The organism is Tumebacillus avium (genome assembly GCF_002162355.1).
Classification (GTDB): Bacteria; Bacillota; Bacilli; order Tumebacillales; family Tumebacillaceae; genus Tumebacillus_A; species Tumebacillus_A avium.
The window spans coordinates 2582727-2594617 of the sequence record NZ_CP021434.1 but is presented as its reverse complement, the minus strand read 5'-3'; the positions used below and the strand labels follow the sequence as shown (position 1 = coordinate 2594617).

The window sequence follows — 11891 nt, the reverse complement described above, 5'->3', positions numbered from 1 at the left end:
GAAAGGAACGAAGCGATGCCTGCGAATGCCAAAGTGAACAAGCCTTCTCAACTGCAGATCTGGCTTCGCGCAGTGCGCGCTCCGTCTCTGATCTCCACGCTGATCCCCGTCCTGCTCGGCGGCGGATTGGCTTTGATCGACCGCGGCTTTGAGGGCTGGACGTTTCTTGCTATCATCATTGCCGTCATGCTCGTCCAGGCGGGCAGCAATCTGTTTAACGACTACTTCGACTACCATAAAGGCGCGGATGACGAATCATCGCTCGCCGCACCCAATCCGCTGCGCCAAGGCTGGCTGACCGCATCCCGCGTCTATCTCGGAGGCTGGATCTGCTACATCGCCGCCGCGATCGTCGGCGGCTACATCATCTCGGTCGGCGACTGGCTTGTGCTCGTCTTCGGCGTGATCGGCCTCCTGCTCGGCTACCTCTACACCGGCACCCGTTACGCCCTCGCCTATCACGGGCTGGGCGAACTGACCGTCTTTATCGTGATGGGGCCGCTGATCGTCCTTGGCACCTACTACGCGATGGTGAAGATCCTCTACGGGCATGTCATCCTGAACGCGATCCCGTTCGGACTGCTCTCCGCCGCCGTGCTGCACGCGAAAAATTTGCGCGACCTGCGTCACGACCATGCGATCGGCAAACGCACCTTAGCGACGTTCCTCGGGGAACGCAAATCAAAATGGGAACTTTACGTCCTGCTCGCGCTCAGCTATGCGGTGATGGTGGTCATCTGGCTGCTCGGCTACACCCCGCTCTCCTCGCTGCTCGTGCTGATCACCTTGCCGCTGGCGTGGAAGACGGTGCAGCTCGTCGCCAAGACGGACGACCCGGTGGAGCTGAACCTCGGACTTGGGCTGTCGATGCTCTTGCAACTGCTGTTTGGGATCTTGAACGTGTTTGGGATTTTCCTCTATTACTTTTTGCAAATCTAAAAAGCCATCTCCCCATTACGGGAAGATGGCTTTTTCAATGAGCAGCGCGATTACAGAGCCTAGCACTGCCCCAATCGTTACGTCGGACGGGTAATGCAGGCCGACATAGACGCGGGAGACAGCAAGAATCGCCGCCATGACCAGCATGTACGCCCCGACAGCAGGCACCAGCAGCCAGACGGACACCGCCAGCGCAAAGCCGCACGCGGCATGGTTGCTGGGGAACGAGGCGCTGGGTCGGTGCTTGAGCAGCGGCGTGAATCCTTCTTTGATAAACGGGCGCGCCCGAAAATAGAGTTGTCCGACCAGTCCGTTCGCCCCGCGAGTGACGGTGGCGGCGAGGATGGCGAGCAGCGCGGCAAGGCGCTCCGTCCGACCTCCCGGAACGGCCATCATACCCATGACGGCAAAGAACCAGAGCGGGCCGTATTTAGCAATATGCATCATCGTGCGATCCAGCAGGCGGGAACGTCCCACATAGCGGCGAATGGATTGCATCATCAGTTTGTCCATAGTACCCCCTGCATTTCAAAAGACCCTGTTCCGCCTGGGAACAAGGTCTTTTCTGTTACGTTGACTAGTTTCTCGCTTCAATATACCCGTAATTCGAAGCTGTGTCGATGTGGAAGTGGATGCTGGAAGCGCCCGGATAGACACTGTTCCAGTAGATGTCACGTCCGCTCTTGCTCGACGCGTCCGCTTTCGACATGCCGGCGACGATGCGCATGAACTCTTCGAAATACCCCATGCTCTCCCCTTGCGGAGTGAGCCGCTCAAAGCGCATGTTGATGCCGGTCGCCGTGTCGCCGGTGAAGGTGACTTCAACGATCGACTGCCCGCGCAGGTAGACCAGCTTGTTGCCGGAACCGCCCAGCGACTGGTTGAACTGGAAGAAGTTCTGCACGTCGGCGCGCGATGCGCCAAGCACCGATTGCAGCACGCCGCCGTCAAGCAGCGCAGCTGTCTCCACCGGAGCAGGCGCCGGAGTTGGTTCCGGCTTCGGCTGCGGTGTTGGCGCAGGTGTCGGGGCCGGAGTGGGCTTCGGCGTCGGTTGCGGGGCTGGTGTTGGCTTCGGTGTCGGCGTTGGGGCCGGCTGCGGATTGTTGGTGTTCGGCTGTTGGCCGCTCGTTCCGCCCGGCTTGGCCTGAACATCCCCCGATTTCGCCGGTGTCCCCGTTTTGGTGCCGGAACCGGTCGTGCCACCTTGCGACGGCTGGTACGATTGGAACGGATTGGGAGCGTTCGAAGTCTGATTCGTAACCGGCTGCAAAATCGGCTTCGGCGCGTTATTGTCTTGTGATACTTTCGCCAGACTCGCCCCGCCGTCCGGCAGCAAGGCCAGATATTCGGGCGGAATCGGCTTGTTGTTTTTGATCAAATCGAGCACGATCACCAGGAAGGACAGGTCATCGACCTGGCTCTCCACCGCACCGTCTCCGGAAGCGGCTGGAGCTTCTGCTGCCGTGCCTGTGGCCCCGTCGGCCGTGGCGGACAGCTCTTTGGACTGGTGCGTCTCTTCTCCTGCTTCGTCATCCATCGCTTCTGCAGGCGGCATAAACATCTGGAGCAGCAGCATGATGCCGCAAAGCGCGACCGACATAAACGAGAACATCGCCCACGTTTTGCCGTACTGCCCCTTGTTCAGCACATTGCCTATCATCATTGCGATGGAGAACACAGCGATCGTGCCGAGCACGATCAACCCAAGTGTCAGCAACATGCGTTCACCACCTTATCACCCATTCGCACTATCATTCTAAACTGCTATTTTCTTTTTCTTTTCTTTTCCCCACATTTCGACATTCATCGAAAAAATCCTGTTCCGTTTTGCGAAGTTTACACAACAAAAAGAGGACTTCGCGCGCGGCGAGCCCTCTTTTTGCTGCAATTGCTGTTTAGTTGAGCGTGACGACTTTCGAGCCGCCTTTGCCGACCAGACGCTGCGGGGTGTAAACATTGCGCACCTGCAGCACGATGGCGGTCGCGACGACCGCTTTGGCGAGGTCGCCCGGCCAGAACGGATAGAAGCCGCCGACCAGCGCGTCGTTCCAGGAGAGCCCGGCGACAATTTTCAGCCACGGCACGCCACCCACGTACAAGGTCAGCGAGCCGAGGATGAAGGTGACGAGCAGCATCTGAATGTGTGCCGCCACACCGCGGCCTTTGATGCGGTTCGCCGCCCAGCCGACGAGGAACGCTGCGACCGGGTACATGACGATAAAGCCGCCGGTCGGACCGGCAACAAGGCCGATCCCGCCGGTGCCGTGCCACATCGGCAGGCCGATCAGCGTCAAAATGACGACGAGCGCCATCGAGAAAAAGCCATAGAACGGGCCGAGCATCGCCCCGGCCAGCAGGATGGTCATGTTGCTGAGCGTGATCGGAACGGGCGAGAATCCAAGGTTGATGTTGACGTAACTGAGCACGACGAGCAAGGCGGCAAACAAGGCGCTGAACACCACGCCGCGAACGGTAAATTGTACCCCCATTGATAACCCTCCAAATCTTTGTTAACTTGAATAGAGAAAGAAGATAACAATCCGCATTGTAGCACAGCTCGAAACAAACTGAAAAGCAAAATTTGGAGGAATCATGAAAAAGCATCTTACCCTCTCCGGCGTGAGCGTCGCCTTTGCCACGCCGGACGGTGTGCATACAGTATTGGATGGGATTGATTTGACGATCGCAGCGGGCGAATGGGTCGTCTTGATCGGGCAAAACGGCAGCGGAAAAAGCACGCTGGCCAAAGTGTTGTGCGGGCTGTCTCCCGTTTCGAAAGGTCTGGCCGAATGTGATGATCTGCAGGTGCAGATGGTGTTTCAGAATCCGGAAGCGCAGATCGTCGGCGAAACGGTCTATGAAGATGTGTGTTTTGGCATGGAGAACCGTGCGGTTGATCCGGAGGAGATGCCGGAGCGGGCGCGGGCTGCGTTGGAAAAAGTGAGGTTGGCGCATCTGACCGGCCAATCGGTGACGACGCTGTCCGGCGGGCAGAAGCAGTTGCTTGGCATCGCGGGGTGTTTGGCGGTGGAGGCAGATGTGATCGTATTTGACGAATGCACGGCGATGCTCGACCCGGCCTCGCGCGAGATGGTGCTTGGCGTGGCGCAGGAGCTGCAGCAGCAGGGCAAGACCTTGATCTGGATCACGCAGTGGATGGAAGAGCTGGCCTATGCGGACCGGGTGGTAGCGCTGGCTGCCGGCCGGGTGGCGTATGACGGGACGGCACGGGCGTTTTTTTATGACGGGGTCTGTGCGGAGCTTGGATTTGTACCGCCGTATGCGGTGCAGGTGGCGGAGAGTTTGCAAGGCAAGGGCGTTGTGCTGGAAGGGCAGCCTTTGACGCCAAAAGAGTTGAGTGAAGCGGTGGGTGACGTATGCCGGTAAAAGTGGATGGAGTATCGCTGGGAAGTATTTTGCGGGATGTGACGTTCGAATTGGAGGAAGGGACGATCACCCTGCTCGTTGGACAGACGGGGGCAGGGAAGTCGAGCCTGCTCGATGTGCTGACCGGATTGAACGCTTTTGATGCCGGGTCGGTGCTGTATGACGGTGTGCCGCTGTGGGATGGGAAACAGGTGCATGCGAAGGTGTTGCAGGAGATTGGGGTGGTGTTTCAGTTTCCGGAGCATCAATTGTTTGCGCGGACGGTGCAGGGGGAGTTTGACTATTCGCTGAAGCCGCTCCGTCTTGCGAAGGCAGAAGCGACGGCCAGGACGCTGGAGGCGCTGCGGGAGGTTGGTCTCCCCGAGGAGATGACCGCGCAGTCCCCGCTCGTGCTCAGCGGCGGGCAGAAAAGGCGTGTGGCGCTGGCGACGACCTTTGCGACCGCTCCCAAGTGGCTGTTTCTTGACGAGCCGACCGCCGGTCTCGATCCGCAGGCGGTGCAGCACCTCGTGGAGTTCCTGCAAAGCTTCAAGCAGCAGACCCTAGGCGGCATCGTCATCGCCACCCATGATCTCGATGCCTTCTTCCCCATCGCCGACCGCGTCCTGCTCCTCGACCACGGCCGTCTGGCCGCCTACACGACCCCGCAAGAGCTGTGTGACAACCCGCACCTGCTGCGGCAGGCAAGAGTCGGGTTGCCAAGCAGCACAGCGTTGTCTGAGGCTTTCGCCACTCAGGGATTTGGGCTAACGCCACTCCCGTTGGCACCAGATCAGATGGCGGATGAGATCTTGAAGCAATTGTCGGGGTCAGCTTATGCAAACTCTGTATCTGATACGAGTGACCCCAGCTTCAACGTATACTCTACTGTAAGAACGAATCACGCTGACACTGATACGAGCTCTTCTGTAATTGCGAATCACTTTGACTCCGGTACGAGCTCTTCTGTAATTGCGAATCACGCTGGGATTGATAGCTCTTCAGAAACGGATTCGAATCACTCCAGGTGCAATGAGAGCGACACTAGATTTGACAGCGTTGAAACGGTACAACAATCTGCCGTAGCCGTTCAGGTTGAATCTGCAGATCGGGAGCAGGCTCCCCCGACCGGGGCTTTAGCGGGTGGGCTGGGAGCTATGATCCGCAGGCTTGACCCTCGCGCGAAGTGGGCGTTTTACTTGCTGGTGTCGCTGGGGGTGCTGGTGCAGGAGAGCTGGGCGGGGCTGGCGTTGGCGACGGCGGTGACGATCGGCTGCATGTGGGCGGCGGGGATGTGGAAACGGGACGTGTGGCGGATGATGAAACCGTTTCTGTTCTTCATCCTGTTTTCGATGGCTCTGTCCGGGCTGCGTTTTGACGAAGGGGTGACCTTTGACTGGGCGGCGGCGGAACGGACGCTGGGGCAGCTGTATAAGTTTTTGCTGCTGATGCTGCTTGGGATGTGGCTGTCGGCGACGACGAGCCAGCTGATGATGAAACAGGGCTTAGAGACCGCACTTGCCCCGCTCAAGAAATTCAAGCTGCCTGTGGAGGCGTTTGCCCTCGCCACGTCTTTGATGCTGCGCTTTGTGCCGGTCATCCTGCAGGAGTTGCGCCGCTTCTCCCGGATCACCAAAGCAAGGGGCAAATCAACTAAAGGCAACTTCCGCCTGCGCGACACCAGCGCTGTTGTCGTTCCCCTGCTCCTGTCCGTCCTGCGCCTCGGCGAAGACCTCTCCGTCGCCATGGAAGCGCGCGGCTATGCCAAGTTTGGCAACCGGCGCACTTCGGCGGTGAGACTGCGCCTTGTGCGCCACGATCATCTGATTCTGCTCATCGGCGGCCTGCTGTTCGCCATCCTGCTGGCCAGTCGCTATCTCTAACCGCAAAAAGAGCCGTTCCTCATAGCGAGGAACGGCTCTTTCTCTATCTCAGGCAATTAGCACACGTAGCCTTCTTGATCCACGATGATGTTTGCCAGTTCGCGCTTGATCGCGATGGTGTTTTGCGGAGTGTAACGGGTCAGCTTTTTCAGAACGGACAGCTGGGTGCGGAGCATGTCGCCTTCTTCCATCGCCGCGAGGGTTTCGCGAGCGAGCAGTTCGATCTTGCCAAAGGTGTCGTTGACATACACCTTGGTCATGTTGATCTTGTGCTTCGCTTTGTCTTCGCCGTCTTTGGCGATCTGCTTCTGCGCGCGGAGCAGGCAGGATTCCATCGCGTAGATCTCGATCATGATGTCTGCCATGTTGTGCAGCACTTCCTGCTGCTGCTCCAGCGTCGTCATGTACTTCTGCACGCCGTAGCCGCCGACCATCAGGAAGATCTTCTTCGCCTTTTCGATCAGGTCCGCTTCAACCGCGAGGGTTTCGCTTTCGTCGATCACAGACGGCATCATCATCATCAGTTCGCCTTGCAGCGCCTGTGCAGCTTGCAAGAGCGGCAGTTTGCCCTTCATCGCGTTCTTGACGAGCGTGCCCGGGATCAGCAAACGGTTGACTTCGTTGGTGCCTTCGAAGATGCGGTTGATGCGGGAGTCACGGTACATCGTCTCGATCGGGTATTCGTTGATGAAACCATAGCCGCCGTGGATCTGCACGCCTTCGTCGACAACAAAGTCAAACGCTTCGGAAGCGAACACTTTCGAGATCGAGCACTCGATCGCATATTCAGCAATCGCGTCAGCCACAGCCTTGCCCGATTTTTGCTCGCCGGACAGTGCGGTTTCGATCAGGCCGCCGATGCGGTAGACCATCGACTCGGTCGCGTAGGTGCGGATGTTCATCTCTGCCAGCTTTTCACGGATCAGCGGGAAGTTCGCGATCGGTTGGCCGAACTGCTTGCGCTCGTTTGCATACTTCGAGGAGAGCTCGATCGCATACTTCGAGGAGCCGATGCAGCCTGCAGCCAGCTTGTAACGGCCGATGTTCAGGATGTTGAACGCGATCACGTGGCCGCGGCCCACTTCGCCGAGCAGGTTTTCCACCGGAACTGCCACATCTTCGAGGATCAGCGGGCGAGTGGAAGATGCCTTGATGCCCATCTTCTTCTCTTCCGGACCGGTCGATACGCCCGGGTATTCTTTTTCCACGATGAAGGCGGAGAACTTGTCGCCGTCCACTTTCGCGTAGACCACAAACACATCAGCAAAACCTGCGTTGGTGATGAACTGCTTGGTGCCGTTCAGGATGTAGTGGGTGCCTTCCGCGTTCAGCACAGCGGTCGCTTTTGCGCCCAGCGCGTCCGAACCGGAACCCGGCTCGGTCAGGCAGTACGCCGCAAATTTCGCGCCGCTCGCCAGGTCCGGCAGGTACTTCGCCTTTTGCTCTTCGTTGCCGAAGAAGACGATCGGCAAGGTGCCGATGCCGACGTGCGCGCCGTGGGACAGCGCGAAGGAGCCGCCGCGGGTGATGTATTCGGTGATCAGCGTGGACGAGATCTTGTCGAGTTCCAGACCTTCGTTCGCTTCCGGGATGTCGGCTGCCAGCAGGCCGAGGTCGCCCGCTTGCTTGAGCAGTTTGACGGTCAGTTCGATGTCGAGCTTTTCGAGGTGCTCGCGGTGCGGAACCACTTCGCCTGCGATAAAGTCGGCTGTGGTCTTCGCGATCATCTTCTGCTCATCGGTGAAGTCTTCCGGGGTGAATACGTCCTGTGCGTCCGTCTGGCTGATGACAAAGGAACCGCCGCGCACAATGTCTTTCAAATCGCTCATCGTGATTGCCTCCTCAAGGGGTTTTTTTATAGGAACGCTTATACCAGTTCAAACACGCCTGCTGCGCCCATGCCGCCGCCGATGCACATCGACACGACTCCGTAGCGCCCGCCGCGGCGGCGCAGTTCATTGATGATCGAAACGGTCAGCTTGGTGCCGGTGCAGCCCAGCGGATGGCCCAGCGCGATCGCGCCGCCGTTCACGTTGACTTTCTCCGGGTTGAGACCCAACTGCTGGGTCACATAAAACGCTTGCGAGGCAAACGCTTCGTTGATTTCAAACAGGTCGATGTCGTCGATCGACAGGCCCGCTTGCTTCAGCGCCTTCGGAATCGCTACGACCGGGCCGACGCCCATGATGTCCGGGTCGACGCCGCCCACTGCGAAGGAGCGGAAGACGGCCAACGGTTGCGCGCCGAGCGAAGCTGCTTTTTCAGCAGACATCAGCACGGTCGCCGCTGCGCCGTCAGACGTTTGCGACGAGTTGCCGGCGGTGACGGAGCCTTGCACGTGGAAGGCCGGGCGGAGTTTGCCGAGCACTTCCAGCGTGGTGTCCGGACGCACGCCTTCGTCGGTGTCAAAAATGAACTCCGACACTTTCTGCTTGTTGTTCGCGTCGACCGTCACGTTGCGCACGGTGACCGGAAGAATTTCGTCTTTGAATTTGCCGGCTGCAATCGCTGCTGCTGCACGCTGGTGCGAGCGGACCGCAAATTCGTCCTGCTGCTCACGGGTGATGCCAAAACGCTGCGCAACTTGCTCGGCGGTATGACCCATGCTCATGTACACTTCCGGCATGTTGTCGACCAGCCACGGGTTCGGAGCCAACTTGTAGCCAACCATCGGCACCATCGACATGCTTTCCACGCCGCCTGCGACCACGACCTCGGCCGAGCCGAACATGATGCTCTGTGCGCCGAGGGCGATCGTCTGCAGACCGGACGAGCAGAAACGGTTGACCGTCATGCCTGATACGTTGGTCGGGAGCCCGGCGCGCATCGCGACGATGCGGCCGAGGTTCATCCCTTGTTCGCCTTCCGGGATTGCACACCCGATGATGACGTCTTCAATCTCTTTCGGGTCGAGCCCGCCGACCCGGTTGATCGCTTCTTGCACGACCAGACCGCCAAGGTCTTCCGGGCGCGTGTTTTTTAGCGACCCTTTATGTGAGCGGCCTACAGCCGTTCTGACTCCCGATACGATCACTGCTTCACGCATTGTGGGTTCCCTCCTCTATCCAATCATCCCCGCGACTAGTTGCGGAGCGGTTTGCCTTTGGTCAGCATGTGCTGCATGCGTTGTTGCGAGAGCGGTTCGCCGCACAGGGACAGGAACGCTTCACGCTCGAGGTCGAGCAGGTATTGTTCTGTCACTTCGGTGCCCGCTGCGATGCGTCCGCCGGAGAGCACGGTCGCGATCTTCTCGGCGATCTTCACGTCATGTGCCGACGCGTAGCCGCTGAGCTGGAGCTGGCGTGCGCCAAGCTTCATCACGGAGAAGCCCGCTTCGCCGACAACTTTGATCTTCTTTTGCACCGGCGCGCGGTAGTTGTCTGCCATCGCCAGCACCGATTGTTTTGCATCGTAGAGCAGGTAGTCGCTGTTGACCGTCATCTCATCCGTCTTGCGGAAGTAGCCAAGATCTTGCCCTTCGCGGAACGACGTGGAGACTTTCGCCATCGCAATCGTTTCAAACGCGCGGTTGACCATCGGCTGCAGGTCAGCGCCCGGCGCTGCATGTTCGATGTTGCGCAGGAGCAGCTCTTTGTTGCCGCCGCCGCCCGGGATCAAGCCGACACCGACTTCGACGAGGCCAAAATAGGATTCGGCAGCGCCTTGAATCTTGTCGGCCGGGAAGCACACTTCCGCGCCGCCGCCCAAGGTCATCGAGAACGGTGCAGCCACGACCGGCTTGTCGAGGTATTTCAGCGCCATCGTCGCGTTTTGGAACTGGCGCACGATCAGGTCGATCTCTTCCCAGTTGTCGTCTTGCGCTTCCATCAGGATCATCATCAGGTTGGCGCCGACACAGAAGTTCTTCGCCTGGTTGCCGATGACAAGGCCCTTGTAGTTCTTCGAAACTTCTTCCGCCGCGTAGAACATCATCTGGATGATGTCTGCGCCAATCGCCTGGTTCAGGGAGTGGAACTCCAGCGCTGCCACGCCGTCGCCGAGGTCGATCAGCGATGCGCCGGTGTTTTTCTTGATCACCTTGTTTTGCTCTTTCAGAGCAGCCAGCGAGATGATTTCTTTCTTCTCTTCCAGCCCTTTGAAGTCGCCGCTCAAGGTGTAGAACGACTTGTGGCCCGCCTCTTCTTCATAGAAGGACTTCTTGCCGGATGCGAGCAGGTTTTTCACCCACGCCGGGACGGTGTCGCCTTCCGCTTCCATGCGCTCGACCGACTTCGCCACACCGATCAGGTCCCACGTCTCAAACGGGCCGGTTTCCCAGTTGAAGCCCCATTTCAGCGCTTTGTCGATGTTGACGATGTCGTCGGCAATCTCTTCAGCGCGCTCTGCGGTGTAGAGCAAGGTGCGCTTGAGGACGCTCCAGAGGAACTCCGATGCCGCGTCTTTGCCATAAACGAGGGCGCGGACTTTGTCTTTCAGGGTCTTTTGCAGTTTCGCCGCTTCCAGCGATGCCGATTTCAGCTTCTGGCGCGGGCGGTATTCGAGCGTCTCGTAATCGAGCGCGAGGATGTCTTTGCCAACTTTTTTAAAGAAGCCTTGCTTTGCTTTTTGGCCGAGCATGCCGCGTTCGACCATCTGCTTCATAAAGTCCGGGATGACAAACGTCGCTTGTTCCGCTTCGTCTGTCACCGAGTCGTGGCAGTTGTTCGCAACGTGTACAAAGGTGTCGAGGCCAACGACGTCGAGGGTGCGGAACGTTGCCGATTTCGGACGGCCGATCACCGGACCGGTCAGGGCGTCGACTTCATCAACGCCTAAGTCCCGTTTGATCATCTCCTGCACGGTGACCATCAGGCCGTACGTGCCGATGCGGTTGGCGATGAAGTTGACGGTGTCTTTCGCAAACACAACGCCTTTGCCCAGCTTCTTCTCCGCATACGCCGCCATGAAGTCGAGCGTGTCTTGCAACGTGTCCGGACCCGGGATGATCTCGAGCAGCTTCATGTAGCGCGGCGGGTTGAAGAAGTGCGTGCCGAGGAAGTTCTCGCGGAACTCCTGGCTTCTGCCTTCGACCATCGCGGCGATCGAGAGGCCGGAGGTGTTCGAGGACACGATTGTGCCTGGGCGAATCACAGTTTCCAGCTTTTCGAACAAACTTTGTTTGATCGCCAGATTTTCAACGACGACTTCGATGATCCAGTCGACGTCCGCCAAGCGGGTCAGGTCGTCTTCGAGGTTGCCCACCTCAATAAGTGCGAGGTTATGCGGGCTATAGAGTGCAGCCGGCTTTTGCTTTAACAAGCCGTCGCGGCCGCGTTTTGCGAGTACATTACGGTCTTCTGCCCCATTGGGCACGATGTCGAGGAGCAGGCTCGGCACCCCTACGTTGGCCAGATGTGCTGCGATCCCTGCGCCCATGACGCCGGAGCCGATCACGGCCACCTTGCGAATCTTACGTTCCATCTCCCATGCCTCCTTCGTCTCGTCCGTTGCTTCTTATAGAAATGTATGGATCGGACGCTGCAATTATCTCTGTTCGCTGAGCGTTTCCTCATCCCCGACCAAACGGTCGGTCGAACCGAGACAAAAAAATTTGATCCGAGCAAAATTGACTGTTCAGTCAAAACTCTCTTGTTCTTATTCTATTCCATCTTGCGAAATCCTTCTACCCCTAAACGCGATTTTCCGGCGGGAAATTTTCGCTAATTCCGAAAGTTTTTGCAGTGCTAGGTTTATAGTCTTCCA

Annotated in this window: 9 protein-coding genes; 3 read left to right on the top strand and 6 right to left on the bottom strand. The window is 58.4% G+C overall.

All coding sequences use genetic code 11. The annotated features are described in order from the left end of the window. Positions 1–15: 15 nt before the first annotated feature. Positions 16–939 (top strand): 1,4-dihydroxy-2-naphthoate octaprenyltransferase, encoded by a 924-nt coding sequence (gene menA, locus CBW65_RS12380; RefSeq protein WP_087457097.1) that lies wholly within the window; start codon positions 16–18, stop codon positions 937–939. A gap of 15 nt (positions 940–954) precedes the next feature. Here menA and CBW65_RS12375 read toward each other — a convergent pair whose 3' ends face one another. The 3 genes from CBW65_RS12375 to CBW65_RS12365 all read right to left on the bottom strand — a co-directional run bounded on the left by CBW65_RS12375 (position 955) and on the right by CBW65_RS12365 (position 3428). Then, the gene (locus CBW65_RS12375) at positions 955–1452 is read right to left on the bottom strand and encodes a phosphatase PAP2 family protein (protein ID WP_087457096.1); all 498 of its coding nucleotides are present in this window, start codon (positions 1450–1452) and stop codon (positions 955–957) included. A 64-nt stretch (positions 1453–1516) separates the two neighbouring features. After that, positions 1517–2659, bottom strand: a complete 1143-nt coding sequence (locus CBW65_RS12370; protein WP_087457095.1) for a hypothetical protein — start codon at positions 2657–2659, stop codon at positions 1517–1519. A gap of 175 nt (positions 2660–2834) precedes the next feature. Further along, the gene (locus tag CBW65_RS12365; protein WP_087457094.1) at positions 2835–3428 is read right to left on the bottom strand and encodes a biotin transporter BioY; all 594 of its coding nucleotides are present in this window, start codon (positions 3426–3428) and stop codon (positions 2835–2837) included. A gap of 103 nt (positions 3429–3531) precedes the next feature. Between CBW65_RS12365 and CBW65_RS12360 the strand changes: the two genes are divergently transcribed. Together CBW65_RS12360 and CBW65_RS12355 are read left to right on the top strand one after the other, a co-directional pair. Beyond that, positions 3532–4326: an ATP-binding cassette domain-containing protein gene (locus CBW65_RS12360; protein WP_087457093.1), complete on the top strand. Its 795-nt coding sequence runs from the start codon at positions 3532–3534 to the stop codon at positions 4324–4326. Beyond that, complete coding sequence (locus tag CBW65_RS12355) at positions 4317–6188, top strand: ATP-binding cassette domain-containing protein (protein WP_087457092.1); 1872 nt, start codon at positions 4317–4319, stop codon at positions 6186–6188. The genes CBW65_RS12360 and CBW65_RS12355 overlap by 10 nt, the downstream gene beginning before the upstream one ends. 56 nt (positions 6189–6244) lie before the next feature. Here CBW65_RS12355 and CBW65_RS12350 read toward each other — a convergent pair whose 3' ends face one another. The 3 genes from CBW65_RS12350 to CBW65_RS12340 are packed head-to-tail and all read right to left on the bottom strand — an operon-like array spanning position 6245 to position 11609. Next, positions 6245–8017 (bottom strand): acyl-CoA dehydrogenase family protein, encoded by a 1773-nt coding sequence (locus CBW65_RS12350; RefSeq protein ID WP_087457091.1) that lies wholly within the window; start codon positions 8015–8017, stop codon positions 6245–6247. 38 nt (positions 8018–8055) lie between these two features. Beyond that, positions 8056–9234 carry an acetyl-CoA C-acyltransferase gene (locus tag CBW65_RS12345; protein WP_087457090.1) on the bottom strand — a complete coding sequence of 393 codons (1179 nt, stop codon included), beginning with the start codon at positions 9232–9234 and terminating at the stop codon, positions 8056–8058. A 35-nt stretch (positions 9235–9269) separates the two neighbouring features. Next, positions 9270–11609, bottom strand: a complete 2340-nt coding sequence (locus tag CBW65_RS12340; protein ID WP_087457089.1) for a 3-hydroxyacyl-CoA dehydrogenase/enoyl-CoA hydratase family protein — start codon at positions 11607–11609, stop codon at positions 9270–9272. Positions 11610–11891: the final 282 nt, after the last annotated feature.